The 25,493-nt window shown below is 65.9% G+C and carries 20 protein-coding genes; 10 read left to right on the top strand and 10 right to left on the bottom strand.

Annotation, left to right across the window (positions count from 1 at the left end):
* Positions 1–7 precede the first annotated feature (7 nt).
* A complete protein-coding gene (locus AC1REM_RS03895; RefSeq protein ID WP_492513414.1) occupies positions 8–2,908 on the bottom strand; it encodes a glycosyl hydrolase family 95 catalytic domain-containing protein in 2,901 nt (966 codons plus the stop codon).
* Positions 2,909–3,268: 360 nt separating this feature from the next.
* Between AC1REM_RS03895 and AC1REM_RS03890 the strand changes: the two genes are divergently transcribed.
* On the top strand, positions 3,269–4,255 hold the full coding sequence (locus AC1REM_RS03890) for a LacI family DNA-binding transcriptional regulator (protein ID WP_492513413.1): 987 nt from the start codon (positions 3,269–3,271) through the stop codon (positions 4,253–4,255).
* Here AC1REM_RS03890 and AC1REM_RS03885 read toward each other — a convergent pair.
* The 4 genes from AC1REM_RS03885 to AC1REM_RS03870 form a co-directional block, all read right to left on the bottom strand.
* Positions 4,215–4,553 (bottom strand): LPXTG cell wall anchor domain-containing protein, encoded by a 339-nt coding sequence (locus tag AC1REM_RS03885; RefSeq protein WP_492513412.1) that lies wholly within the window; start codon positions 4,551–4,553, stop codon positions 4,215–4,217. The genes AC1REM_RS03890 and AC1REM_RS03885 overlap by 41 nt on opposite strands.
* Entirely contained in the window at positions 4,550–5,611 is a 1,062-nt protein-coding gene (locus AC1REM_RS03880) for a COG1470 family protein (RefSeq protein ID WP_492513411.1), read from the bottom strand. Before AC1REM_RS03880 ends, AC1REM_RS03885 begins: the two co-directional genes overlap by 4 nt.
* A gap of 82 nt (positions 5,612–5,693) precedes the next feature.
* Positions 5,694–6,320 (bottom strand): hypothetical protein, encoded by a 627-nt coding sequence (locus tag AC1REM_RS03875; RefSeq protein ID WP_492513410.1) that lies wholly within the window; start codon positions 6,318–6,320, stop codon positions 5,694–5,696.
* Between the two features lie 40 nt (positions 6,321–6,360).
* Complete coding sequence (locus AC1REM_RS03870; RefSeq protein ID WP_492513409.1) at positions 6,361–10,587, bottom strand: family 43 glycosylhydrolase; 4,227 nt, start codon at positions 10,585–10,587, stop codon at positions 6,361–6,363.
* Between the two features lie 525 nt (positions 10,588–11,112).
* Between AC1REM_RS03870 and chvE the strand changes: the two genes are divergently transcribed.
* From chvE to AC1REM_RS03840, 6 genes are all read left to right on the top strand, one after another.
* Complete coding sequence (gene chvE, locus AC1REM_RS03865) at positions 11,113–12,267, top strand: multiple monosaccharide ABC transporter substrate-binding protein (protein ID WP_492513408.1); 1,155 nt, start codon at positions 11,113–11,115, stop codon at positions 12,265–12,267.
* Positions 12,268–12,329: 62 nt separating this feature from the next.
* Positions 12,330–13,871: a multiple monosaccharide ABC transporter ATP-binding protein gene (gene mmsA / locus AC1REM_RS03860; RefSeq protein ID WP_492513407.1), complete on the top strand. Its 1,542-nt coding sequence runs from the start codon at positions 12,330–12,332 to the stop codon at positions 13,869–13,871.
* The gene (gene mmsB, locus AC1REM_RS03855; RefSeq protein ID WP_492513406.1) at positions 13,868–15,046 is read left to right on the top strand and encodes a multiple monosaccharide ABC transporter permease; all 1,179 of its coding nucleotides are present in this window, start codon (positions 13,868–13,870) and stop codon (positions 15,044–15,046) included. Before mmsA ends, mmsB begins: the two co-directional genes overlap by 4 nt.
* 37 nt (positions 15,047–15,083) lie before the next feature.
* The gene (locus tag AC1REM_RS03850; protein ID WP_492513405.1) at positions 15,084–16,262 is read left to right on the top strand and encodes an ROK family transcriptional regulator; all 1,179 of its coding nucleotides are present in this window, start codon (positions 15,084–15,086) and stop codon (positions 16,260–16,262) included.
* Complete coding sequence (locus AC1REM_RS03845) at positions 16,259–17,014, top strand: ATP-binding cassette domain-containing protein (RefSeq protein WP_492513404.1); 756 nt, start codon at positions 16,259–16,261, stop codon at positions 17,012–17,014. Before AC1REM_RS03850 ends, AC1REM_RS03845 begins: the two co-directional genes overlap by 4 nt.
* A gap of 204 nt (positions 17,015–17,218) precedes the next feature.
* Positions 17,219–17,845 (top strand): phosphoribosylanthranilate isomerase, encoded by a 627-nt coding sequence (locus AC1REM_RS03840; protein ID WP_492513403.1) that lies wholly within the window; start codon positions 17,219–17,221, stop codon positions 17,843–17,845.
* A gap of 3 nt (positions 17,846–17,848) precedes the next feature.
* On the opposite strand, the gene hemQ is transcribed toward AC1REM_RS03840, so the two are convergent.
* Both hemQ and AC1REM_RS03830 read right to left on the bottom strand, forming a co-directional pair.
* Positions 17,849–18,577 (bottom strand): hydrogen peroxide-dependent heme synthase, encoded by a 729-nt coding sequence (hemQ, locus tag AC1REM_RS03835; RefSeq protein ID WP_492513402.1) that lies wholly within the window; start codon positions 18,575–18,577, stop codon positions 17,849–17,851.
* Between the two features lie 133 nt (positions 18,578–18,710).
* Positions 18,711–21,332, bottom strand: coding sequence for a hypothetical protein (locus tag AC1REM_RS03830; RefSeq protein ID WP_492513401.1), 2,622 nt, complete (start codon positions 21,330–21,332; stop codon positions 18,711–18,713).
* 158 nt (positions 21,333–21,490) lie between these two features.
* Here AC1REM_RS03830 and AC1REM_RS03825 point away from each other — a divergent pair, with 158 nt between their 5' ends.
* Complete coding sequence (locus AC1REM_RS03825) at positions 21,491–21,874, top strand: protein-L-isoaspartate carboxylmethyltransferase (RefSeq protein WP_492513400.1); 384 nt, start codon at positions 21,491–21,493, stop codon at positions 21,872–21,874.
* A gap of 10 nt (positions 21,875–21,884) precedes the next feature.
* Here AC1REM_RS03825 and AC1REM_RS03820 read toward each other — a convergent pair whose 3' ends face one another.
* Both AC1REM_RS03820 and AC1REM_RS03815 read right to left on the bottom strand, forming a co-directional pair.
* Entirely contained in the window at positions 21,885–22,223 is a 339-nt protein-coding gene (locus AC1REM_RS03820) for a peptide ABC transporter permease (protein ID WP_492513399.1), read from the bottom strand.
* Positions 22,220–22,576 carry a DUF7882 family protein gene (locus AC1REM_RS03815; protein ID WP_492513398.1) on the bottom strand — a complete coding sequence of 119 codons (357 nt, stop codon included), beginning with the start codon at positions 22,574–22,576 and terminating at the stop codon, positions 22,220–22,222. The genes AC1REM_RS03820 and AC1REM_RS03815 overlap by 4 nt, the downstream gene beginning before the upstream one ends.
* Before the next feature lie 116 nt (positions 22,577–22,692).
* On the opposite strand from AC1REM_RS03815, the gene AC1REM_RS03810 reads away from it, so the two are divergent.
* Both AC1REM_RS03810 and AC1REM_RS03805 read left to right on the top strand, forming a co-directional pair.
* Positions 22,693–23,160: a MarR family winged helix-turn-helix transcriptional regulator gene (locus AC1REM_RS03810; protein ID WP_492513397.1), complete on the top strand. Its 468-nt coding sequence runs from the start codon at positions 22,693–22,695 to the stop codon at positions 23,158–23,160.
* 37 nt (positions 23,161–23,197) lie between these two features.
* Positions 23,198–24,184, top strand: coding sequence for a diaminopimelate dehydrogenase (locus AC1REM_RS03805; RefSeq protein WP_492513396.1), 987 nt, complete (start codon positions 23,198–23,200; stop codon positions 24,182–24,184).
* Here AC1REM_RS03805 and AC1REM_RS03800 read toward each other — a convergent pair.
* A complete protein-coding gene (locus tag AC1REM_RS03800; RefSeq protein WP_492513395.1) occupies positions 24,181–25,473 on the bottom strand; it encodes a cation:proton antiporter domain-containing protein in 1,293 nt (430 codons plus the stop codon). The genes AC1REM_RS03805 and AC1REM_RS03800 overlap by 4 nt on opposite strands.
* Positions 25,474–25,493: the final 20 nt, after the last annotated feature.

Here is a 25,493-nt window from a genome sequence, read left to right as displayed (position 1 = left end):
CACAGCCTCAGAGCCCCTCGATGCGCCAGTGCTGCGTGTGCGCATCGGACTGCCGCGGAGACTGCACCAGGTGCACGCCATCAGCGGAGGCCCCCTCTTCGGTGTCCAGCATCAGTTCACTCGACACGTTCACGAGCTGGAACCATCCGTCTCCGACCGCGACCGGGCGCCACCACTGGTTCGGGCTGAACGAATCCGTCCACTGATCCGCACGCACCCCAGCGGAGGAGGAAGAGCCAGGGATCTCGATGACCTTGTCGCTGTGAGCGCTCTTGAAGCGGTAGCCGCCGTCGTAACCGACCTCGATCTTCCACCGCTGGTTCTGGTCTCCAGACCAGGGCCAGAGGATGACGCCAGCGCCGTTGCTCGTCGATGCGCCGTCGACGTCGATGACGCTCCCACTGGCTCTGTTCACCAGGCGGCATACGGTGGGAACAAGCTCGACCTCGATCTGGACGCGCGTACCGGCGGCCAGCGCAAGTTCCCGCGCATGCAGCCCGAGTGCAGAGCCCGCCTCGGTGGCACCGCTGACCGAGATCGAGGTGATGCCACGACGGCAGATCAGGGCAATCGTCTGATCGACCGCGGAGACGATGGTCGCCTTCACTGTGCGCGCCGGGATGTCCCAGGCGATGCTCTCGACGAGCACCCGGTTCCGCCCGCGCACTCCGGTCAGCTCTCCGGACGCGAACTGCTCGGGAAGAGCCGGAAGCAGCTCCAGCACTCCTGGACGCGTGTACACGACGGACTCTGCCAGGATCGCTGGGATGGCATGGGCCGAGTCGGCGTTGTATGTGTGCAGTTCCGGGTTGTGCGATGTCATCAGGGAGTCGAACACCATGTTCTCCCCGAGGATCTTGCGCAGGTTGTCGTAGACGCCTCGTCCGTCCTTGAGCCGCGCCCAGGCGAGAGCCCTGTGCAGGCTGCCGTGTCCCGACATGTTCTCGTCCCCTCGCACCACGAGTGCACGGTATGAGGCCGCCGCAATGGCCCGCGTCTCGTCGGGGGTCACCTCGTCCAGCGGCCAGGTGCCGTAGAGGTGCGAGATGTGTCGGTGGTTGTAGCGATCCGTCAGCCCTGGCCACGCCCACTCGGCGAGCGCGTCATCACCGTTCAGACGATACGCCGGAAGCCTGCTCAGCATCTCCGTCCACCGCGCGACACCCTCTCCCGCACCCTGCTCGAGGCCGAGTGCGTTGGCCGCGTCGATGGCGGACTTCAGCGCATGCCGCCCTGCCTCGATGTCGCCCGTGGCATTGATCGAGAACTCGCGTCCCGTCGAGGACGGGGTGTTCTCCATCGAGAAGGAGGGAACGAAGACGTACTTGCCGTCGCCATCCGTATGGGTGAGGAAGTCCTCGTAGAACAGGGCGAGCTCCATCAGGACTGGAGCGAGCGTGGTGCGATAGAACTCGTCGTCGCCTGTCACCTGGCAGTACTCCAGCAGCGGGTACAGCATCCAGTCGGCCCCGCCCGTCCAGCACTGCCCCGCCCAGCCGTCCTCGAAGTGAAGCATGTGGCCGTTCTCGCCGTCTGTGCGCGACGGCGCGAGAAAGCCCCGCGCTCCATACAGATTGCGGGCGTTGGTGCGCCAGTGGTCGAGCTGGCCCAGCACCAGGTCGAAATAGCCCTTCATGACGTCGCCGTGGAACAGCATGTTGCCGCCCGCGACCTGAAGGTTCACGTTCGCATCGGTCGTGAAGTCATCCGACCAGGCGCCACCCCACTCCCCGACCCAGATGCCCGTGAGGCGCGGAGGCAGGATTCCGGAGGAGCTGACGAACAGATACCGTCCAGAGTCGTACATCGCCTCCAGCAGTGCGAGATCGATGGCAGAGCGGTTCTCTCCCTGTCGATCCACGAGCGCTGCCGCTCCCAGCCCCCGGTCGGCGTCGGAGACATTCAGCCGGAACGTCGAGCCGTCGTACAGCGCCCTGTGCACAGGGAGGTGACGGCGCAGGAGGACGTCGTAGTCAGTCAGCAGCACACCGAGCCGTGACTTGAGCGGCTGAGAGTCCCAGTCGTCCTGCGCCTCGTATCGGGCGAGCTTCGTGAGGAGCAGGACCCGGGCGGCCTTGCGGATGACGAGGCGGCCATCCGAGGCGCTGATCGACGCGCCGCTGCCTGTGATGACCGCGCGGGTGAGTCCTTCGAATCCATAGGCGCCGAGTGCGTCAGGGTAGATGCCCCGCACATTGAGGTGCCCATTTCTGCCGCTGGTGGTCGCGGCGACGGAGTAGCGGACGTCATCGGGGGTGCCGGGAAGTGCGGTCTCCGCGGAGAGGTCGACATCGATGGATGCCCCGGCCGGCGCCGAGAGTTCGTGAACGACGACGTTGCTGCTGCGGGAGACGAACATGCGCCGCTGCCAGGTACCCGCCGCGGTGACCCACGAGTGTCGGATCTCTCCGGATCGGAAGTCCGTCGAGCGCATGTAGCCGTCGTGCGCGGTCATGGATGGCGCCTCGATCACGAGCTCGTATCCGGGATGGAAAGGCTGAGTCCATTTCAGCGACCACCCCTCGGAGAACTCCGCGCTGGCACCGTTGAAGTCGCCGTTCAGTGCCTTCGCCTGCACCGAGGCGAGTCGCGGGGCCAGGTCGGGTGGGGTCATGTCGCGCGTTCCATTGGGCAGCACGAACCGATGATGGTTGAACACGATGCGCTCGATCTCAGGATGCCCGTAGAGCATGGCGCCATACTCACCGTTGCCCGAAAGCAGCGCCTGGGTCCATGATCCGCCGGGTGCTGTGTCGAACAGCCCCCGCTCCGGGAGCTCGGCCGCCTGCGGGTTGGCGAGCGCCGGACGCGCGAGCACCGTGCCATCAGCCAGCAGTAGCGCACCGGCCGCCCACGCGCTTGCGGTGAGGAAGCCGCGCCGGGGCATCTCGATATTCATCGGGTTCATCGCACTTCCCCTTTGCGGAGGACGCACGAAGCAGTCAGCGGCCGCTCGCCCGGAAGCAGGGCGGCGTGCACGGTGAGGAGGAAGGCGACGCCTCGGGGGCGTCGACGATCGGGGAGGGACATCATCGTCTCGTTCCTGAATGGATTGTTTACGTCAACAATTTGCAGCGAGACTATACGAGCGCGTACGCCGATGGCAAGCATCCGTGTCCCACCGATCGTTGTGTGACGCCGGTCCGCCGATCTGCTATCCGTGCGCCGTACAGTGTTGATCAGGCAAGCCTGGCGGGAGAACCCGCACGGAGAACGGAGAAGCTGGATGCAAGAAAGCGCCGAGGGCACGCGGCGACGAGCAGTCTCTATGGCCGACGTCGCGAGGGCCGCCGGCGTCTCGGGGCAGACCGTCTCCCGGGTTGCCACCGGGCGCGGGGTCGTCAAGGAGGCAACCCGCCAACGCATCATCACGACGATGCAGGAGCTCGGATACCGACCGAACGGCGCCGCACGAGCACTCCGCGAGGGCCAGTTCCGCAGCATCGGCGTCATCATGTTCTCGCTGTCGTCGTATGGCAACATGCGCACTCTCGACGCGATCGCAGCAGAGAGCTCCGCCGCGGGCTACTCGCTGAATCTCATTCCCCTCAGCACTGCCACCCAGGCAAGCGTCTCCGGTGCATTCGCTCGACTGAATGAAGAGGCCGTCGATGGCGTCGTCATCGTGATCGAAGCGCACAGTCTTGCGGAATCCGACATCGAGCTGCCGACCGGCCTGCCCTTCGTCGTCATCGACTCTGAGCAGAAGGACCGCTATCCCGTCGTCGACACCGATCAGGCGCAGGGGGCACGACTGGCCACAGAGCACCTGCTCGCCCTCGGCCACAAGACGGTCTCGCACATCGCCGGACCGGCCGAGTCCTACTCCGCCCATCGGCGACACGTTTCCTGGGAACGCACACTCCGGGATCACGGCGCAGAGGTTCCCGAGGTGCTCGTCGGAGACTGGAGCCCGGAGTCCGGCTATCGCGCTGGTCTCGCCCTGGCGCAGCGCAAGGACGTGACCGCCATCTTCGCAGCGAACGATCAGATGGCTCTCGGGGCGCTCCACGCCCTTCACGAGCAGGGACTGCGAGTACCCGAAGACGTGAGCGTGGTCGGGTTCGACGACATGCAGGAGTCGGCAAGCTTCTGGCCCCCGCTGACCACGGTTCACCAGCACTTCGACCAGGTCGGGATCCAGGCGCTGCGCCTGCTCATCTCAGCGATCGAACGGCGCGAGACGACAACACCCGATCTCGTGACGACCGAGCTCATCGTCCGCAAGAGCTCCGGCCCGCCCCCGCGCTCCTGACGAGCGCACAGCGTGCGCCAGCGCGGCGAACCGCGATCAGAGCCGCGCCGGACAGGACCAGCAGACACGCGACGGCGATGAGCAGGGCGGAGTCCGCGCCCGTTGCGGGAAGGACTCCCCCATCCCCCGCAGGCACGGCGCGTGGCGTGATCGTGACGTGCACCGTGATCTGGTCACCGTCGATGTCCTCCGGTTCGCGAGCGGCCACGGCGAGCGGCACGCTCACCAGAGCGGCGTTGAGCGCGACAGTGAGACCGCGGCGACCCGTTGAACGCAGCCAGCGGACAGTTCTCCTCACTCAGCGATCTCCTTTGTCAGCGCCTCACGGCGACCTTCCTCGCGGGCGGCGGTGACCAGCGAGTCGACCTCTCGTCGCCGCTGCCTCCCGCGCCAGACGATGCCGCCGATGATGAGCATCCCCGCCAGCACGACAAGCAGCTGAGGCCACGGAATCGCCCACACCAGAATCGTCTCGGTCTGCACAGGAAGCTCCTCCCGAGATCCGTCAGGAAGGATGATGGAGCTCTCGACCGAGATCGGTACAGAGAGCGGTCCGAACGGCGAGACTCCTGCAACACGGAGTTCCAGATCACGTACATCGCCCGGCAGGAGTTCGGTGACCGTGTCCGCTTTCATACCGTTCGCGAAGAAGACCTTCTCCCCCCACACCACGCGCCCCGCTGCCTCGATGCGCACGTTGCCACTGTTACGGAACGTCCCTCGCACGACGACGGCCCCCGGATCCAGAGGATTCCATGCCGTCACGTACTCACCTGTCGCGGAGAGCGAGAGCTCGGGTCTCACCTCGCCAGCCACTCGAACCATCACGCGAAAGCCGACGCGGCTCTCGACCGTCACCGCGTTTCCCTCACTCGCGCTCTGCGAGCGGATCGCTGCGGCGACACCCGCGGCATGGTCGCCGGGCGTCGCATCCGCCGGCACAGTGACCTGGAACGGGACGACGGCGGTGGCCCCGGCTTCGATCGTCACGGTCGACGGCACCTCTATCCACGTGCCGGCCCCCGTCGACTCCTCCCCCGACGCCAGCATGTTGAAGCGCCCAGTCCGGGTGAAGTAGCCGTCGGCGCCGGAGATCGCGAACGTGACCGGAGATGCTCCGAGATTCACGATCGCCATGTGCTCGGTCGTGGTCTCACCCGGTTCGAGCTCGCGCTCGACCCACGCACGTCCATCGGGGCCGAACTCGTCCGCGGGACGCACCGACCACGTCACCGTAGGCGCCGCAGGATCATCGGCCGCCGAGGCCGGTGCCATCGGAGTGAGCAGAGAGAGCAGGATCGCTCCGGCGGATGCGACCGTCACCACCGCGCGCAGCAGAGTCCTGGAGATCATCATGAGTCGTCGTCCTTGAGAAGTCGGAAGGGGATGAACCGGGGCCGTGGCCGCGAAGGAGCGGCCACGACCCCGGTTATGCGCTCTACTCGAAGAGCGAGAGCGTGACGGTGCCCGCGTAGGTACCCGGGGCCACGCCCGCCGGCGTCCGCAGCGTGAGATCCGCGGTGGCGGTCCACTGCCCCTCTGGGGCGATCGCCGCGGAATCAAGGGCCATCGCGAACAGCTCCTGGTCGACAAGACCGAAGGGGTCGGGTGCCGTCGTGTCGAGCACGGTCTGCACCGGGTCCCCTTCTGTCACCAGGCCGGCGTCCCCGCCGTCGATCAGTCGCGGAGCCCATCCGAGATGCCCCGCACCGATCGCCGGCTGCCCCGCATTTCCGACGAGCGAGGTAGAAGTGCCGAGCACGTACCATCCCACTCCTGCGGGGATGTCGGCCGGATCACGGGTATCGGTGACGGTGACGGTCGGCAGCGTTCCGGTGAACTGCCGCACCATCGCGTCCGATCCGTTCTCCACCAGCATCGTCGACGTACCGGCGACGCTCATGGCCAGGACTCCCGGCTCATCGATCTCAGTGATCGACACGGTCACATCGACCTGTTCATCTCCGTACTGCTCTTCTGCGGCAGCGGCCGCGCCGGCGACGCCGACGAGGAGCGTCGCTCCGACCGAGACGGCGGCCCAGCGGACCATACGAGTGGTGTTCATTCGGGTATCTCCTTCAAGGGAATGGATGCGCCGATGCATATCAGCGGCATGAGCTGGCCGGGTAGGTGGCCGTGAGTTCGCGAGCGGTGGGCACGCCGTCGACATTCGCAGTGACCCGAACGGTCACCTGTCCCGGCGCGAGGTCCACCTGGCGGGTGGTGAAGGCGTGCGACGAGGTCTTTCCTGCGCCGATCGATGCGAACGACTTGGTGCCGTACGCCGACTCGACGACCGCTGAGACCGGAACCTCCGCATCGTTCGCGACCTTCACCGTGACGAATGCCTTGCCTGCGGTGCATCGCACCGTGGCCGTCGCACTCACATCGAGTGCCGGGGCAGTCGCCTCGTCGAGCGTGACCATCACCCAGCTCACCTGCACGTCGGCACCACGGGTCGGGTGGAGGACGAATTCGATCTGCCCGTCGCCGCCCACGGAGATGTCGCCGTATGTGCGGCTCTCGTTGGCTGCGCCGTAGTCGTGATCGGCTTCGACGACCGTTCCGTTGACGCTGACCTGAGCGCCGCGGTCGTCCCACTGGTCCCACGGGTCGGCGTAACCGACGTGCACGCTGTACCGGCCGGGTTCGAGATCACCGAAGCGGTACGCGATGTCACGTCCCTCGACGGCGTACCTCATCGTCGAGTACATCGTCCCGTCCGCGCTTCCCGCGACCTTGCTGCCCTCGCTGATGTAGCCCCAGGACGAGCCCGAGGATGCATCCTCGCCATAGGCCTGATCCGCGACGGAGTTGCGCAGATCATCTCCGCCGGCAGCCTTCACGCCAAGCCAGTCGGAGGTCTCCTGCCCACCCGCATTGACGGCGTAGACCAGGCTCTCCGGCACAACGGGAATCGTGCGCGTGAAAGTGCGCCCGCCGAAGTCCGGCAGCGTGCCCGTCGCCGTCACGACGCCCGGGGTGTCAAACGATCCCTCGACACTCCATGTCACAGCCTGCGACGTCTCCACACCGGACTGCTGCACCGTGACGGTCGAGGTATCAAGCGAGCCTCCGACCGGGATGGATGCGGGCACGCCGCTGACATCCCATGCAGCCCACTGATCGAGCTGGTCGAGCGTCCACTCGTCCCAAATCTCGACGGAGAGCGTGTCTCCGCCCTCACCCATGTTCAGCGGAAGCCACACGAGAGGTGCGTTGCGGAGCGCGTCGTCGGACCCGCCGTTCCAACGATCTCCCATGTAGATGTACTTGCCCGCCTCGCGGTCGACCGGGATCACTGAGGTCGGCTGGGTGTTCCACGAGTTCCACTGCGCCCACCACGGGAACGGGTCGCCGATCTCGGTCCAGTCGCCCATGATGTCGGTGGCGCTCGCGTACTTCGTGGGGTTGGGCGACCAGCCGCTCGTGCCCGAGGTCAGCAGGAAGTACCGCTCGTCGTGCTTGAAGATCGCCGGGGCCTCCCGTGACCACCCCGCGAAGATGCGGTTGTAGTCGACGCCCTCCACTGCCTCGGCTGCGGGCGTTGCGAGGTCGGTGTACTCCGCATTCAGCTTGGAGATGTACATGGTCGCGTTGCCCTCGCTCGAGTACAGGATGTACCCGGTGCCGTCGTCATCCACGAACAGGTTCATGTCACGTGCCATGCCGGGGTTGTCCCAGCCATCGGGCGAGTGATGCAGGTAGTAGCTGTCGATGTAGCGGAACGGTCCGAACGGAGAATCCGAGATCGCAACGCCCGCCTTGGCCTTGGCGTACTGCGCGGACGAGCTCTCCGTGGGGCCATCCATGTGCGCCCACATGACCCACTTGTCGGTGCTCTCGTTGTAGATCACCTTGGGGCGTTCGATGATGGGCGGCGTCACGCCCGGCACGGGCACTGTTCCCAGGTCGCGATACACGGCGTCCTTCTGCTCCTGGGTGTAGTCGCCGTAGAGCGCATCGAAGTACGGTTCCTCGAACTGGTCCTCCGAAGCGAGCGAACGAAGCGCGACACCCTGGTCCTTCCAGTTGTAGAGGTCGTAAGAGCTGTAGACGTGGACGCCCGGTGCTGAGTGGTAGCCGTTCGTGCGGTCCTCGCCGTACAGGTAGTAGATCGTCTTGCCGTCGTCGTCCTTCGAAGGAACGACCTGTCCGCCATGGGCCTGGATGACATTGCCCTTGTCGTCCAGCCAGGGCTGACCGGGACGGAAGCTCGTGTACGGCTCGATCGCTGCTCGCGCCGGCTCGAGTCTCCACAGCTGGTTCGCGCCCCAGTTCGACTGCCACACGCCGACGCGCGCACCGGCCCACGTCGCGTTGTCTGCGACATCGAGCACGGCGTTGGCACCGGCATTGAGCAGACCGAAGGTCGCGCCGTCGGTGGAGTTCATCATCCACAGCGCTGTGGCGTCATTCGCAGCGTCTTCGTCGCTGACAGTGCGCAGCGCGGTGGTGCCGCCGTCCGCGACGAGCGTCCGACCGTCGCCCGCACGCAGGGCGAAGCGGTCGCGCGCAGTTCCGGGCTGGTCGTCGATCAGCGTCGCGGTCCAGGTCTGGGACTCGATCTGCTCGGGGTCGCGCGGGTTTCCCAGCTCCGCCTGCTCCGCGGCCGCGGTGAGCGCCTGCCCACTCTGCACGCCGCTGATGGTGAAGGATTCACCGTCGCGCAGGGCGGGAGCCTCGTCACTGGCGCCCGAAACACCGCTCACGAGCAGCGTTGTGACCGAACGCGCCGGAACTGTCACCGTCGCTTTCTTGTCTGCACCCACAGCGACGGGATCGCCCGCACGCAGCGCGTTCACGGTGGGGTCAGACGCGGGCGACTCCGTCGTCACGATCGGCTGCACCGTGGCACCGGCCTCGACACCGCCGAACATCGAGAGATCGATCTCGACGGTGCGGTCGTCTCCCGAGTCGTTCGTGTAGACGAGGGTGGCGCCAGAACCATCGCCGTCGATCGCCGCAGTGGTGTTGTTGTCGTCGACGCGGACCAGCTGGTCTCCGGGCTGGATGTAGTGGGTGAAGTTGCGCAGCGTGTTGTACTTCGAGTTGGTGCGGATACTGCATCCCGGGTTCGCGTCACCGTCATTGAGGCGGCGGCTGGAATTCCCGTCGGCGTCGCAGTCGAAGTCGATGAAGATCGAGCCCCAGTTCTTCTTCTCGACTTTCTCCATGTTGTAGAGGTCTTCGACGGGCTGCCACAGCACCCAGGCGCCCGGCTCGAGTTCGCGGAGATCCGCGTTCACGAGCTGCGCGATTCCGAGACCGTTGTCGATCGAGTCGGGGTTCCAGCTGTCGCCGCCCCAGTTTCCCTCGACCTCGCTCATCCACAGCGGCTTGTCCGCGCTCTTCGCAATGTCACGCACGAGCTGGCGGTTGCCGGTCGAGTATGTGTGCACGTTGAGCTGGGCGACCGTGTTCCGCGCTTCGTCGGTCCAGCCGTTCCAGTTCTCGACGAAGCGATCCGGGTTAGTCTCATCGGGAGCCGAGATCACGGCCTCCGTGGTCGTGTCGGGTTCGGCGAGCTCCGCGGCCAGCGCACTGATCACCTCCGCCTGTCGAGCCGGCCAGGCGTGCGCTCCCTCCTGGCGACTCTCTCTCGTCGGCCATCCGTCACCGCCGATGGTCGTCTTCCAGTAGTTGGTGTTCGGTTCGTTGAGCGGATCGATGGACGCGAACTCGATACCCTGCGTGTCCTCGACGTGCTGGATGACCGTCTTGAGGTAGGTGGCGAACTTGTCGAGCGAGTCGGCGCGGATCTGGTCGGCCCAGGGGTCGGTGCCACCGCTGACGAAGCCACTCTCGGTCATGAAGTACGGCGGCGAGTTGCTGAACGCCTCCCAGGTATCGACCTGGTCTTTGATTGCGGCGACCCACGCCAGCTGTGCGGCATCGGCCGAGAGGTTGTAGTCACTGGCCTGCTCGCCCGTCCAGGCAGCACGGTAGCGCTCGCGATCGGCGTACGACGACGTGATCTCACCGTTCTCGTCCGTCAGCGGGGCATCCGGGTTCCACCATCCGGGGACTGCGCCGCCCGGACGGAGGTAGTCGGGAACATCTGTCGCATTGCCACCGCCGACGTTGTAGCGAGCGATGTTCAGGTTGAGGCCGCCGTCACCGAAGACCTTGTCGATGAGCTCGTCGCGCAGCTCCGCGGGGTACTCCCCTGTCGCGTTCGCCATCCAGACCAGGCTGGTGCCCCAGCCCTCGAACGGTCCACCGGCGTATGCCGGGTTGGGCGCCAGTACGACGTCGGGACTCGCAGCACTCGCGCTGAGCGCGGGCACGGTGATGACCCCTGCCAATGTCACGCCGGCAGCGGCGACCATCGCCGCTGCTCGACATGTCGAGGATTTCAACATCATCTTCCAATCTCGAATCTGCTCGGCCGATGCGACGAAAGCGTGAGGCCTGCGACCGGATGATGGAGATCTCCTGAAGCGTTCCATGACACGACCTTGTCTCTCGGAACCGATGGGGTGCGCACGGAAGGCATGCATCCGTGCACTCTTCGGATATGGCGGCCCGCGGATGCGGGGAACCCCCTGGGGGGTGACGCAACGCCATTGTTTACGTAAACTATTTGGGTTGAGCCAACCTATCGCAGCTTTCACAAGTGCGTCAATCGTCAACCTTGAATTTGAGTCTCATATTCAACTGCTACCCGGTTTGCCGCTTTCACCCTAAGTAGTCGCACTCGATCCTGCGTGATTCGAATAATTACGAACCGATCACGTTCACTTGACTTTGAGTCTCGAACTCATGAAAGTGATCCGAAGTGATTCCCGGAGAACCGGGACGCGAGTCGTCCGGACCCAGCCCGGACGACGCATTGCACAGCAAAGGAGCTCGGAATGAAGAAGAAGTACGCACTCGCCGCACTCGGTCTCGTCGGCGTCATGGCACTCGCCGGATGCGGCGGCGGGGGCGCCGGCGCCTCCACGGATGGCACCGGCGGCGAAGCAGGCACGGCAGACGACCTGCTGGTCGGAGTGTCCATGCCCACCCAGACGTCCGAACGGTGGATCGCCGACGGCAGCGCCGTGCAGGAGGGCCTGGAAGAGGCCGGCTACGAGGTCGATCTGCAGTTCGCCGGAGACGACATCCCCACGCAGGGACAGCAGATCGACCAGATGATCACCAAGGGCGCCGACCTCCTCATCATCGCCGCGATCGACGGCACCGCACTGTCGTCGCAACTCGACGCCGCCGCCGCCGCGAACATCCCCGTGATCTCCTACGATCGGCTCATCCGCGACAGCGAGAACGTCGACTTCTACGTGACCTTCGACAACTACAAGGTCGGCGTCCAGCAGGCCACCTCACTCCTCGTCGGCCTCGGAGTCCTCACCCAGGATGGTCGGGAGACCGGACAGAAGGGCCCGTACAACGTCGAGCTCTTCGCCGGGTCGCTGGACGACAACAACGCCCACTTCTTCTGGCAGGGCGCGATCGACACCCTGCAGCCCTACATCGACAAGGGCGTGCTCGCGGTTCCGTCCGGGCAGACCACGATCGAGCAGGCGGCGATCCTGCGCTGGCAGCAGGAGACCGCCCAGAAGCGCATGGAAGACCTCCTGACGTCGACCTACAGCAGCGGAACGAAGCTCGACGGCGTGCTCTCGCCGTATGACGGCCTGTCCCGCGGAATCATCACGGCGCTCCAGGGCACGGGAGGACGCGGCCCGAGCATCGCCGAGGGTCTTCCGATCGTCACCGGACAGGATGCCGAGATCGGCTCGGTGAGCCTCATCAACCAGGGCATCCAGTTCGCGTCGATCTTCAAGGACACCCGCAAGCTCGCAGAGCAGTCCGTCGTCGCAGCCGCCGCGATGATCGAGGGCGAGAAGCCGGAGGCGAACGACACCAAGACCTACGACAACGGTGTGAAGGTCGTTCCTTCCTTCCTGTTGCAGTCGGACATCGTCTACAAGGACAACATCGTCTCGCTGCTGATCGATTCGGGCTACTGGACGCAGGCCGAGGTGGACGCAGGCGTCGCCGAGTAGTCAGGCCACGGGGCGCGTCGCCACCACGGCGGCGCGCCCTTTCGATCGAAAGGATCCGGATCATGAAGATACCGGTACTGCGGATGCGGGGGATCGAGAAGAGCTTTCCCGGCGTCAAAGCACTGCAGGGCGTGAGCCTCGAGGTGCACCGGGGGGAGATCCACGCGATCTGCGGCGAGAACGGCGCAGGGAAGTCCACCCTCATGAAGGTGCTGTCCGGCGTCTACCCACACGGCAGCTACGAGGGTGAGATCGTCTACGAGGGAGCGGAGGCGAGGTTCGGATCCATCAGCGACTCCGAGCAGGTGGGGATCGTGATCATCCATCAGGAGCTCGCCCTTGTCCCGCACCTCAGCGTCGCGGAGAACATCTTCCTGGGCAACGAACGCCGCGGCATCGGCGGTCTCATCGACTGGGATCGCGCCAACTCCGAAGCAGCCCTGCTGCTCGCTCAGGTCGGCCTGGTCGAGAACCCCACAACACCTGTCGCGCAACTCGGCGTCGGCAAGCAGCAGCTGGTCGAGATCGCGAAGGCGCTCTCGAAGAACGTGCGCCTTCTCATCCTCGACGAGCCGACCGCGGCACTCAACGACACCGACTCGGCTCACCTGCTCGACCTGCTCCGGCGGCTGCGCGATGAGGGGATGACGTCGATCATCATCTCCCACAAGCTCAACGAGATCGACGCCATCGCGGACCGAACAACGATCATCCGTGATGGCCGCTCGATCGAGACTCTCGATATGAGCGATCCGGGCTCGACTCAGGAGAGGATCATTCGCGGCATGGTCGGACGAGACCTGGAGCACCGCTTTCCGGAACGAGTGCCGGATGTCGGTGACGAGGTGCTGCGGATCGAGGAATGGTCTGTGGAGCATCCGACCCAGCCGGGACGCATCATGGTCGACAACGCCTCGGTCACCGTGCGGTCCGGAGAGGTCGTCGGCATCGCCGGTCTCATGGGCGCTGGGCGCACAGAGCTCGCGATGAGCGTCTTCGGCCGCACCTACGGGCGCAATGCCCGTGGCCGCGTCCTGGTCCGCGGCAGGGAGGTCGACACTTCCACGACCGGCGCAGCGATCCGCGCGGGCATCGCCTACGCAACCGAGGATCGCAAGAAGTTCGGGCTGAACCTCATCGATGACATCCGCCACAACATCACGCTGGCCTCGCTGGATCGCATCAGCCCGGGCGGCTGGATCGACGCCAACCGCGAGCTCCAGATCGCGGAGGGCTACCGCGCGGAGATGAACATCAAGACTCCCGGCGTGCTGCAGGTGGTCGGCAACCTCTCCGGCGGCAACCAGCAGAAGGTCGTGCTCAGCAAATGGATCCAGACCGAGCCCGAGGTTCTGATTCTCGACGAGCCCACTCGGGGAATCGACGTGGGTGCGAAGTACGAGATCTACACGATCATCAACCGCCTCGTCGCCGCGGGGAAGGGTGTGCTCGTCATCTCCTCCGAGCTTCCCGAGCTGCTCGGCATCTGCGACCGGATCTACACGTTGGCGTTCGGCAGAGTCACCGGCGAAGTCACGGCGGCTGAAGCCACCCAGGAGAACTTGATGCAACTTATGACTGTTGAAAGGACGAACTCACGATGACCGACGTCACCAACCTGCTGAGTCTCGCCACCCGCAACCTGCGACAGAGCGGAATTCTCGTCGCCTTCGTCGCGATCGTCGCGTTCTTCGCGATCCTGAACCCGGCGTTCCTCTCGCCGGGGAACCTCACGAACATCGTGCTGCAGTACTCCTACATCCTGATCCTCGCGATCGGAATGGTCATCGTGATCATCGCGGGACACATCGACCTATCGGTCGGATCCGTCGTCGCCCTCACGGGTGCAACGGCGGCCGTCGTCGTGATCCGGATGCAGCAGCCGTGGTGGGTGGGGGTTCTCGCCGCGCTGATCGTCGGGCTCCTGGTCGGCGCCTGGCAGGGGTTCTGGGTGGCGTTCGTCGGCATCCCGGCATTTATCGTGACGCTGGCCGGCATGCTGCTCTTCCGCGGGCTGACCTTCCTCGTCCTCAGCAATGTCTCGCTCTCGCCCTTCGGCGGCACCTACTACTCAATAGCCAACGGCTTCTTCAACGGCCTTCTCGGCGGCTATGGCGTCGACGTGTTCACACTGGTGATCTTCGCTTTCGGAGTCGTCGGCTACGCCGTCTGGCAGGTACGGAGTCGCCGTTCCAAGATCGCGCATCAGCAGTCTGTGGAGGCGATGGGGTGGTTCGTCGCGAAGATCCTCGTGATCGCGGCGGTGGTGATGTGGTTCGGCTATCAGCTGTCCCGCAGCCGCGGACTTCCCTTCGTGCTGATCCTGCTGGCCGTCCTGATCATCGTCTATTCGGTGATCACGCAGAAGAGCGTCTTCGGACGCCACGTCTACGCGATCGGCGGCAACCTGCACGCGGCACTCCTGAGCGGCGTCAACGTGCGAAAGGTCAACTTCTGGATCTTCGTGAACATGGGACTGCTCGCCGGAGTGGCCGGCGTCGTCTTCTCGTCGCGCACCAACGGGGCCCAGCCGGGCGCTGGCAGCATGTTCGAGCTCGACGCCATCGCCGCATGCTTCATCGGCGGTGCTGCGGTGACCGGTGGCGTCGGACGGGTCGGCGGGGCGATCATCGGCGGCCTGATCATGGCTGTCATGAGCAACGGCATGCAGCTCATGGGCCTCGACCAGGCGACGCAGCAGGTCGTGAAGGGGCTCGTGCTGCTCATCGCCGTGGCTTTCGACGTGTGGAACAAGCGCCGGGCAGGCGTCGCACGCTGACCTCGGCGTCGATGATGTCTCGCGATAGGCTCCCGCTATGAGCAGATGGTCAAGCGGTTCCCAGTCAGGGTTGCGCGAAGCCAACACCGCGAAGATCGTCGACGCCGTCAAGCGCTTCGGCGGGCTCACCCAGGTCGAGCTCGCCGAAGCGACCAGCCTGTCCACCGCGACGGTCTCGGCCATCGTGAAGGAGCTCTCGCACTCCGGACTCGTGGAGACTCACCCCACGTCTCGCAGCGGGCGTCGCGCGCAGCTGGTGACGATCGCGAGACGCGCCGGACTCGTCGCCGCCGTGCACATCGGCAGCCGGAGCATGCGCGTGCGGATCGCCGATGTCGCGCAGGATGTGCTCGCGGATCGCGCGATGCCGCTGCCCGCGGACCACGCAGAGGACACCGTGTTGGATCGCATCGCCCTGCTGCTTCTCGAGATGCTCGGAATGATCGCTGCCGATGTGGACGAGCTGATCGGCGTGTGCATCGCCGTGCCCGCTCCGGTCGACCCCGAAAGCGGCTTTATCGCCTATCGGGGAGTCATGCGGCGCTGGGAGTCTCAGCCCATCGCGGACGTCCTCGGGCAGCGGCTGGGCTGCCCGGTGCTGGTCGAGAAGGAGGCCAATCTCGCGGCGATCGCAGAGGCGACGCTCGGAACGGCACGTGACGTCTCCGACAGTCTCTTCGTGCACGCGTCCTATACGACGAGCGCCGGGGTGATCCTCGGATCGAGCCTTTTCCGCGGTCGCACGGGAACCGCGGGCGAGATCGGCCATGTGCAGGTCGATGCCGGCGGCTCCATCTGCACGTGCGGGCAGCGCGGCTGCCTGGAGACCGTCGTCGGAGCGGAGGCTGTCACGTCGCCGCTGCGCGCCACCTACGGCCAGATCACGTTCAAAGATGTCATCGCCCGCGCCGCAGCGGGCGATCCCGGATGCGCGCGAGTGGTCGCCGATGCAGGCGCCGCTCTCGGACGAGTCGTCGCGGGGGTCTCGCAGACTCTCGATCCCGAGATCATCACTGTGGGCGGCGAGCTGGTCGAAGCCGGCCCCGTCTTCCTGCTCGCGTTCAGCGCGGCGCTTCGGGAACACGCACCCCGTGGGCGCGTTCCCCGTCGGGAGCCGATCCCGAGCTCGTTTGGCAAGGATGCCGTACTCGTCGGCGCGACGATCCACATCCTGCAGTCGACCGACCCCTCGCAACTGCTTGAGGAACGGCCATGACGCTCTCTGCCTCGCAGGCCGCACCGCTGCTCACGATGCGCGGAATCGTGAAGCACTTCGGTGCGGTCGAGGCGCTCACCGATGTCGACTTCACGGTCAACGCCCGCGAGGTCGTCGGCCTCGTAGGCGACAATGCCGCAGGGAAGTCCACGCTCGCGAAGATCATCGCAGGTGCGCTCATCCCCACGTCCGGAGAGATCCGGCTCAACGGCGAACAGGTCGACATCTCCTCCCCTGCCGAGGCCAATCGACTCGGGATCGCGACGGTCTTCCAGGATCTGGCGGTGTGCGAGAACCTCGACGTCACGGCGAACGTCTTCCTCGGACGCGAGCTGCGCACGCCCAACGGCATGCTCCGTGACGGCGACATGGAGAGCGCCACAAGAGACGCGCTCTCCTCCCTCGCCGCCCAGATCCCTTCCATCCGCACCCCGCTGAGCGCTCTCTCCGGAGGGCAGCGGCAGGCCGTGGCGATCGCTCGCACCCTCATCAGCAGCCCCCGCCTCGTGATTCTCGACGAGCCGACGGCGTCGCTCAGCGTCGCGCAGACCGCGGATGTCCTCACGTACATCGAGCAACTGCGCGAACTGGGCCTCGGCGTGGTCTTCATCAGTCACAACATCGCCGATGTCCAGGCGGTCTCCGACCGGGTCGAGGTGCTGCGTCACGGACGCAACAACGGCTCCTTCGTCGGCCCGGATGCCGCGTACTCCGATCTCATCGCCTCGATCGTCGGCACCTACCGGCGTTGAGCGGAAGGCGCGCACTCACGCGAGGGCCCGGAAGGACTGTTCCAGAACCGTGGCCAGTGCCACCAGGAAGCGCGCCGCCGCCGAGCGCGCGCGTCGCACCGAGCTGCTGCCTTCGCCGCCGGCGCGCTGATGGCAGCACCCTTAGATGCCGCCCATCGCGCTGAGAGCGTTCGTGCACTGATTCGACATGGCAGTCTTGAACGCATGTTCGTGAAGATCTGCGGCCTGCGTGAGCCTGCGACTCTGGATGCCGCGGTGCGGGCCGGAGCGGATGCTGTCGGCTTCGTGTTCGCGCCGGGCAGCCCGCGGACCGTGGTTGCTGCGACCGTCCGCGAGCTCGTGCAGTCGGTGCCGGATGGCCTTCAGACCGTCGGTGTCTTCCGTCGTCAGCCTCTCGACGAGGTGATCGCGACCGCGCGGGCCGCCGGCGTCGACACCGTGCAGCTGCACGGGGGCGAACCACTCGCCGACTTCGATCGCCTGCGCGCGGAGGGCTTCGGCACGATCCGCGCCCTCTCGATCGACGAGTACGTCCACGAGGCGCGGACCGCACCCGAGAGTCTCTTCGCGCACCGCCTGCTCATCGATGCTCCGATCCCCGGTGCCGGCGAGCCTTTCGATTCCACCGCCCTGCGCACGCACCCCCCTCAGAGTGACTGGCTGCTCGCCGGCGGATTGACGCCCGACAACGTCGCCGACCTCATTCGCGCGACCTCGCCCGCAGGAGTCGACGTCTCGAGCGGCGTCGAGAGCACGCGCGGGCAGAAGGATGTGTCCCTGATCCGGGCCTTCCTCGCCGCCGCGCGCGGCGCAAACACGCCGAAGCTGTGACGATCAGGGCGCGGCGGTCACGAGTGCACCGACCGAGACCCGTTCGCCCGTGAAGAAGGGTGTCTCCTCGCGGACGTGTCGGCGCGCGTCGGTGTAGCGGAACGTCCGCATCAGATCGACGAGTCGGTGCAGGTCGTCCGCTTCGAGGGCGAGAAGCCACTCATAGTCTCCGAGCCCGAACGAGGCCACGGTGTTCGAGAGGACATCGGGATAGTCACGCGAGGCGGCGCCGTGATCGATCAGCATCTGTCGACGCTCCGACTCCGGGAGCAGGTACCACTCGGTCGAACGCACGAAGGGATAGACCGTCACGTAGCGGGCCGGCTCCAGGCCGCGCAGGTACGCGGGGATGTGCGTCGCAGAGAACTCCGCGGGTCGGTGGAGCCCCGCGGCACTCCACACGGGAGCACTCGCCCGGCCGAAGGCTGTGTGACGCAACTGCTCGTAGGCGTCCTGAAGAGCGGCGATCGTGGGCGCATGCCACCAGATCATCCAGTCCGCGTCGGCGCGCATCCCCGAGAGGCGGTAGAGCCCGCGGATGCGCACACCGCGCCGGCGCAGGTCTTCGAGCAGCGCTTCGACCTCGTCGATCGCGGTGAGTCGACTGACGGTGAGCCGCTCCGGACCGTGGGCGAAGACGGACCACATCGTGTACTCGATGCGATCGTTCAGGTGCTGGTCGTCGGAGAACTCTTCTGCGGGGCTTGGTGGAGCGACGTGCGCAGACTTCATGTTCGGCCTCATTCACACGGGGTCACGCCGGCGCATGTCAGCACGGCGCGAACACTAACGATTGATTTGTACACCAATCGTTAGTGTACTCGTTAATCCAGCTGTGTCCGCTCCGCCGGATGCTGCGGCCAGCTCAGGGCAGCGTCATCCCCTCCAGCGTCGCGGTGAACTGCACACCCGCCGTCCCCCGATAGTTCAGATGGGTGGATGCTGCGATCACGTTCTTACCCGGAACGAGCGCGGACGACGGGATCGCGATAACGAGCGGAGAACTCGCCGCCGCGGCGGCGTTCGGGGCGGCGGTCGCGTACGTCCCTGCGGACACTGCCGTCGTCGGCATCCGGAGCCTGCCAACCTCCACGCCGTTGACTGTCACGACGACACCGTCGTCCGCGCGCGCGGTGAGCACGAGCGCCGAGAGCTTGCTCGGGTCGGCGACATCGAAGCTCGTTCGGAAGATCATGCTGATCGGCCGGTTGGATGTCGGGGGCGGAACATCGACGACAGTCGTGATCCCGGAGCCGAAGCCGAGAGGCGCAGCGCCCTGACTCCACGTCGAGTCGTCGAAGCCAACACCCGTCCACCCTGCGGGCCACGCCCCTGGGGCGTAGCGGTAGCGCCAGCTGTTCGCGGCCGCGACAAGCGTCGTCGGCACCGGTTCACCGCCCGGAGGAGTCGTTACCGTCACGACCGTCGGCGCGGAGCGCTGCCCGTCGACGCCGATCGCGGTGACCGCGTACTCCAGCGCGGTGTTCGGCGGAGCCGCCGCATCCGTCACCGACCCCGTCTCCCCGCTGCCCGGGAGCGCCGTCATTCCGACGCGCGTCACCTCCACGCCGGAGATCGGGCTCCCTGCCGCGGCGGCCCAGGCGATGTCGACGCTCGTCGCCGACGTCGCCGTGGCAGTCGCGGTCGGCGCTGCGGGCGGATCAACGACGACCACCGGCGGTGTGGTGACGGTCGCCACGGTCGGGGCGGACCGCTGCCCGTCGACGCCGATCGCGGTCACGGTGTACTCGAGCGCCGTGTTCGGCGGTGCCGCCGTATCCGTTACGGTTCCGGTTGCCCCCGCCCCCGTCAGCGTCGTCATGCCCGCGCGGGCCACCTCGACACTCGCGACGGGCGCTCCGGCCCCTGCCGACCAGGCGACCTCGACACTCGTCGGCGACGTCGCAGTGGCGGAGACGATAGGTGCCCCCGGCGGATCACCCGGCTCGGCGACGGTCGTGCGGCGGGCGGTCATGGAGAGATCGAAGGTGCTGTTCGCCGTCGCCCGATAGTTCACGTGCGCCGACGCGGCGATCACATTCGCCCCGTCCTGCAGGAGCCCCTCCGGCACGGTGAACACAGCGGGATCCGAGGTGGCGAGATTCGTCGACCTCGTGGCATCCGCGTAGGTCGAGCTGTTCGGATTCGTGGACTGCAGATGAGAGGTGCCGATCAGGGTGCCGTTCACCCAGACCGCGACGCCGTCATCGGCGCGAGTCGTGACGGTGACATCCGACAGCTCATCCACGTCGGCGATCGTCACCGTGTTTCGGAAGATCATCGCTCTCGCCCGGTTCGACGTCGGAGGCGCGAGGTCGAGCACGGTGGCGACGCCGGTTCCCCATCCCAGCGGCGCCGCCCCCGTGCCCCACGATGCGTCGGAGTAGCCCGGCATGTTCCAGCCGATCGGCCAGGTCTGCGTGGAGTTGCGCCACTTCCACGTCGATCCACCGGGCAGCAGAACCTCCGTCTTCGCACCAGAGAGGTCGATCGGGAGGGTGAAGCGACTGCTGTCGTCGGTCTCGTACTGCCGCAGCGTGGGTGAGTAGGTGTACGCGTCGACGGTTCCCGCAGTCGGATTGAACGTGTAGTACCGCAGCCATCCATTGCCGCCGTTCGCTCGGCTCTGGTAGTCCGAGAGGATCTGGTGCACGGGCTCCCCGCAGGAGTTCGCGTCCGTACGACGCGCCTCACCGATGTCGCCATCGTGCCAGTGCCCGTTGACGACCATGAAGATGGAGCAGTTGCGCGAGACGAACTCATTCCAGAGCGTCACGGCCGAGATGGGCGTGACATCCGTACGAATCACATGCGACGAGCGCACGCCGGCGGTGTTGATGAATCCATGCGTCGCGAGGATCACTTTGCGGTCCAGGTGCGCATCGAGCACCTTCTGCGCCCAGGTCAGCGTGTACGCCGGCGACTCGAACTCGAGGTTCAGGATGAGCAGCTTGGTCGAGCCCACCGTGAGCAGAGCGAAGTTGTCCTTGTTCTTCCGGTCGATGCCATCGGGCCCGTACAGGTTCTGCCCGAGGTACCCGCCGTAGGACACGGTCGCGCTGTTCCAAGATGCGTTCGCATACCGCGATGGCGGGAAGTAGGTGTCGTAGGTGCTCGACTCTCCGGTCGTGATGTTGAGATCGTGGTTGCCGGGCAGGACCGAGTTCGGGACGCCGGCATCGTCGAGCGTCTTCATGTATCGGCTCGCGCGTTCCCAGTGGTTGACGTTCGGCCAGGATTCGACGAGATCGCCCACCTGGATCACGAACTTCGTGCCGAGCTGCTGTCGGGAATCCACGATCCACTGGGTCTGCGCGCCCATCGTCTGCTCATACGTCGCCGTCGCGGTGTACCCCTGCGTATCGGGCAGCACCACGATCGTGAACGTGTCCTCTGCCGCCTGTGCGGCGGGCACGGCGAGCGTGGAACCCAGAACTGCCGCCACTCCGAGCAGCGCGATCGCTGCTGTTCGGGCGCGATGAATCATCCCCATGAGCCACCAACCCCAATGCCGATGATCCCCAGTGAACATCAGCTGGCTCAGTCCTACACCCGCAGCGGCGCAGATACAAGAGCAACAAACGCATAGGCCCCTGGGGTACGCTCAGACCAGTGCATTCGCACATCTTTACTGACGGGGTAAGCATGCCGTATCGCGACCGCAACACAGTCGAATCCTGGATTTCCGAATACCTCGCATCCCGCCCCTCCGAGGCACTGCAGGTCGCCGTCCTCGACAAGAACTTCGAGTCGGGTCCCAACTCCGGTCTGGTCGTCGTCGAGCTGCGCACGGCGTCGACGATCACCTACGCGCACCCCGTGATCGCTGAGGGGCTCCCCCGCTGGATCGTGACCTTCGAGCCTCGCAGCGAGGCACTCGACCTCGATTCGGTCGCACTCGAGCAGCTGTCTGCCGATATCGGCGCGCTGAGCGGCCTGTGCATCTTCCTGCAGATGAAGACGGATGCTGCGCTGCTGGCGCACGACAGCGCCCAGGCTCAGACCGAGCCCGACCCCATCACAAGCTGACCTCCCCGGTTCAGGCTGCGGCGACCAGCATTCCCGTCACGGCGGTCACGCTCGCGACGAGGCCGGCGGCCGTGGCGATGGGCATGAGCACCCGCGCGAGGTGGCGGTCGTTCTCGCGCGCCTGCTCCGGCTCCCATTCGGCGACTGCCCGCTGCGCCTCTTTGAGGTCGGCGTAGCGCCCGATTGGCGTCGAGGTGGCGTCGAATCCGATGAAGTGCCCGTCCGCCGTGCCGTCGACGGAGCCGACGTACTCTCCGGCGCGCGAGGCGACGTAGAAGTCTGTATCCACCTTGCTCCAGGTGATCGCGTCCGGATTGACCCGGGTGACGACGTCTTCGATGATGCTCATGCGGCACGCCCCAGTTCGCTGATGCGCGGAATGCTCTGCGCTTGCGTCTCGATCGGAGCATCGCAGAGGTCGATGATGACGCCGGCGGATGAGTTGGCCGCCTGCGCGAGCTGCTGCAGATAGGCCATGTCCAACTTCGTCGCCGCCTCGGCGCTCAGCTCGAACCTGAGCGGGATGGAGCTCTGGAGCCAGATGCCCGATCGCTGCACTTCGCCATCGACCACTCGATCCCACGACAGGGAGAAGCTCTCCGAGCGGCGGAGCTTCGTCGTGATGAGCGTCTTGACGTGTGCCAGCGTCCGGTCCGGCATCTCCACCGGTTCGATCGCGTTGCCGTAGTAGAGCTTGCCCATGACGCCTCCTTGGGTTCGTTGTGTTCAAAAACTTACTCACCAGAAAACTAGTTTGTCAAACTACTTATCTGTCACACTTGCTACCTTGCTATGATGGGCGTCGGGAAGAGGCAGCAATGGCAGAGATGATCGACTCAGTGACGCAGGTGCTCGACGCACTGCATCGCTACCGCATGGCCGAGAACGCCATGAACGACCGCGCACGCGCTGCATCAGGCATGAGCGAGAACGAGATGCGCATCGTTCGCTATCTCCTCACGCAGGCCGAAGAGAAGCACGCGGTCACGCCCACAGATCTGTCGAAGCACCTAGGAGTCACCTCCGCCTCGATGACCGCACTGCTGGACCGCCTCGAGCGCGCCGGCGCCATCGAGCGCGTGCGCCACCCCTCCGATCGCCGCAGCCTCCTCATCACGGCGACCGACCACGCGGAGCAGACCGTCGGCGCGCCCGTCGTCGCCTTCCAGAACGAGACCCAGCGCATCGCTGACGACCTTGCCCCCGACGAGCATGCCGTCGTGGTGGCGTTCCTCGAGAAGCTCACCGACGCCGCAGATCACGCCAGCCGAGTCGCCGTCCACTGACACGGCCCCGCCCACTCTCCCCGGTACCGTAGAAGGTATGAGTGAGCACATCCGCATCGGCATCGCCGGCTATGGAAATCTGGGCCGCGGCGTCGAAGCGGCGATCGGCAAGAATCCCGACATGACTCTCGTGGGTGTCTTCACCCGCCGCGATCCGGCGCAGGTCACCACGCTCGGCGACGATACGGTCGTGCGCACGATGACCGATCTTCCGTCGTTCAAGAATGAGATCGACGTGCTCATCCTGTGCGGCGGCTCCAAGGACGACCTCCCTGTGCAGGGTCCCGAGCTCGCGACACTGTTCACCACGGTCGACAGCTTCGACACGCATGCGCGCGTCCCCGAGTACTTCGCTGCGATGGATGCTCCGGCCACGGCCGCCGGCACCACGGCGATGATCTCCGTCGGTTGGGACCCGGGCCTCTTCTCGATCAACCGCCTGTACAGCGAGGCGCTTCTGCCTGACGGTGACACTTACACCTTCTGGGGCCGGGGGCTCAGCCAAGGACACTCAGACGCGGTCCGTCGCGTGGCCGGCGTCGCCGGAGCCGCCCAGTACACCCTGCCGTCGGACACCGCGATCGATGCAGTGCGCAGTGGCACACGACCCACGCTCACGACGAGCCAGAAGCACACCCGCGAGTGCTTCGTGGTGCTGGAGGACGGAGCGGATGCTGCCGCTGTCGAGCATGCCATCGTCACGATGCCGCACTACTTCGACGAGTACGACACGACCGTGCATTTCATCAGCGCGGCGGAACTCGCACGGGATCACTCCGCGATGCCGCACGGTGGCTTCGTGATCCGCAGCGGCAACACGAGCACCGAGGCGTCGCAGACGATCGAGTACCGTCTCGCGCTCGACAGCAACCCCGAGTTCACGGCGAGCGTGCTCGTGACCTACGCCCGCGCGGCGCACCGGCTCAATCAGCAGGGCCGCACGGGTGCCGTCACGGTGCTCGACGTCGCTCCCGCACTGCTGTCGCCGAAATCGCCCGCAGATCTGCGGGCTGAGCTCCTCTAGTTCACCGCGGCGGCGTCGCGGTAGATCCGACGCACCGCGAACGGCGCGATCACGCCGTGCAACACGATGCTGCCGACGACGACGAGAACGGTCGCGCTGAGCACGATGTCATCCGGACCTTCGGGGAGCGCGTTGTACGCGAGCAGACCGAACACGATCGATGCCGTGCCACGCGGGCCGAGTGCACCGATCGTGAGCCGCTCCTGACGCGCCACGGAACTGCCCATGAGTGACAGGTAGACGGGCCCGATGCGCAGCACCGTCAGCGCCAGGATCGCGAGCAGCACAATGCGCCAGTCGACGCCTGTCGTGAAGACGAGCACGGCAGCACCGCCGACCACGAACCAGACGAAGTACGCAGTGAGGGTGCCGACCTCGTCGATGAGAAGCAGCTCGGAGCGATCGATCTCACGCTCCGGCAGCTTCCGCGTGCGCGCGAAACGATAGGCGATGCCGGCGACGAACGCGGCGACGAAGCCATTCGCCCCGAGGACGGGAAGGGTGGCGATGCCGTACGCGACCAGGGGCACGAGCAGCATGATGTAGCGCACACCCACCGCGTTGGCGAGCTCCCGTCTACGGACGAACGCGACGAGAAGACCGATGCCCGCGCCCAGCACGATTCCGACGATCAGCGCGTTCACGGTCGCCGGGACGGCGTTGAAGAAGGCGACGACGAACTCTTCCGCAGGACCTTCGAGCTGAGTTGCCTGCTCGTCGGTGACCTCGATCGTGTCGGAGGTGATCGGTCCGAGCGCGAACACGAAGACGGCGGCGGCGAGCGCCATGCTGAACAGGGGCGAGATCAGACCGTCGTTGTATCCGCTCTCGACGTTGAGGATCTGGCGGGTGCGCTCCGGAAGGTGTCGTCCCCGCAGCAGTTGCGCGGCCGACGAGAAATCGGTCGGCATGAGCACGCAGGCCAGCACGAGTGCCACGAGGATGCCCGCGCCGGGAGCGAGGAAGAATCCAGATGCGACAGCGAGGACAAGAGACAGGGGCAAACCGATCAGCACCAGACGCGAGATCACCCGGCCTTCCCCGCCGAACAGGCCGCCCTTCACCTCCGTGGCATCCACGAACAGAAGCACAGCGAGGATGATCTCAACGATCTTCTCCGCCAAGTGCGAGTCGATCGTCACACCGAACGCGTCCACGTCCCAGATGACCGAGAGTGCGCCGAGCAGCATGAGACCGGCCGGTCCCGCGACGCCCCACCGCTCGAATCGGTGCGCGACGAGCGACCACAGGATGATCGCGGCGAGCCCGAACAAGACGATTGATGGCATCGGCGTCGGCTCCTTCGCTG

The sequence above is a fragment of the Microbacterium sp. GW823-FHT02G05 genome (assembly GCF_058797175.1).
This window is presented reverse-complemented; position numbering and strand designations above follow the sequence as displayed.